We start from the raw sequence: 1,471 nt of genomic DNA, 5'->3' as shown, positions 1-1,471 counted from the left end.
CTCCTCGGCGGGGGCGGGGGCGGGGGCGTGGGCCGTGGTCGCCGGGGCCGGGGCCGCGGCGTCGATCCAGTGGCGGCGGCGCTGGAAGGCGTACGTGGGCAGCTCCAGCCGGGGCGCCGGGGCGGAGGCGCCGAGGACGGCGGCCCAGTCGAGTCCGTCGGCGGCGCCGAGGGTGTGCAGCCGGGCGAGCGCGTGCGCGAAGGCCTGGGGCTCGGGCTGCTTGCCCGTACGGGCGAGCGGCACGAACGCGGCGTCCTCGCCGGCGCATTCGCGTCCGGCGGAGGACAGGGCGCCGTCGGGGCCGAGTTCGACGTAGGTGGTGACGCCTTCGGCGTCGAGGGCGCGGATGCCGTCGGCGAAGCGGACGGCCTCGCGGACGTGGCGCACCCAGTAGTCGGCAGTGCCGATCTCGGCGTCGGCGACGACGGCCCCGGTGAGGTTGGAGACGACGGGCAGGCGCGCGGGGTGGTAGGTGAGCGAGGCGGCCACGGCGCGGAACTCGTCGAGCATGCCGTCCATGTGCGCCGAGTGGAAGGCGTGGCTGACCCGCAGCTGCTTGGTCTTGCGGCCCCGGCCGGCGAAGTGGGCGGTGAGCGCGGCGACGGCGACGGCGTCGCCGGAGACGACGACCGAGCGGGGGCCGTTGACGGCGGCGACGCACACCCGGCCGGCGTGGTCGGCGAGCAGCGGCTCCACCTCGTCCTCGGTGGCCTGGAGCGCGGCCATGGCCCCGCCCTCGGGCAGGGCGTCCATGAGCCGGCCGCGGGCGGCGACCAGCGCGGCGGCGTCGGCGAGGGAGAGCACGCCGGCGACGTGGGCGGCGGCGAGCTCGCCGATGGAGTGGCCGACGACGAAGTCGGGGCGGACGCCGAGGTGCTCCAGGAGCCGGTGCGCGGCGACCTCGAAGGCGAACAGGGCGGGCTGGGTCCAGGCGGTACGGTCGAGGAGGAGGGCCTCGTCCGTGCCCGGTCCGGCGAAGGCGATCTCGCGCAGCGGGCGGGGCAGGTGCGCGTCGAGCGCGGCGCAGGCCTCGTCGAAGGCGGCGGCGAAGACCGGCTGGGCGGCATGCAGTTCGCGGCCCATGCCGGGGCGCTGGCTGCCCTGGCCGGAGAACAGGAAGGCGGTGCGCCCGGCACGGGCCCGGCCCTGGACCACCCGGGCGGAGCCGGTCCCGGCGGCGAGCGCGTCGAGCCCCTCGGCGAGCCGGCCGAGATCCTCGGCGACGACGACGGCACGGTCCTCGTACGCGGTACGGGTCCCGGCAAGGGCATACGCAAGCGCCTCGGGCGCCCCGGCGTAGCCGCCGACGTACTCCCCGAGCCGCCCGGCCTGCGCCCGCAGCGCACTCTCACCGCGCCCGGAGACGGGGAAGAGCAAGGGCTTGCGCGGCGGCACGGTGTCCACGGCCCGGCTGTCGGCCGGGGCGTGGCCGCCGGCCGGGGCGGAGGCGCCCTCAGCGGCGGCACCGGAG

1 protein-coding gene is annotated in these 1,471 nt (G+C 78.2%); it reads right to left on the bottom strand.

The features are described from left to right. A partial coding sequence (locus GPJ59_RS36150; protein WP_219672347.1) for an acyltransferase domain-containing protein occupies positions 1-1,471 on the bottom strand: 1,471 nt, incomplete at both ends.

Source organism: Streptomyces bambusae, assembly GCF_019400985.1.
Lineage (GTDB): Bacteria > Actinomycetota > Actinomycetes > Streptomycetales > Streptomycetaceae > Streptomyces > Streptomyces bambusae_A.
The sequence above is the reverse complement of the archived record's forward strand: the minus strand, read 5'-3'. Positions and strand labels throughout refer to the sequence as shown.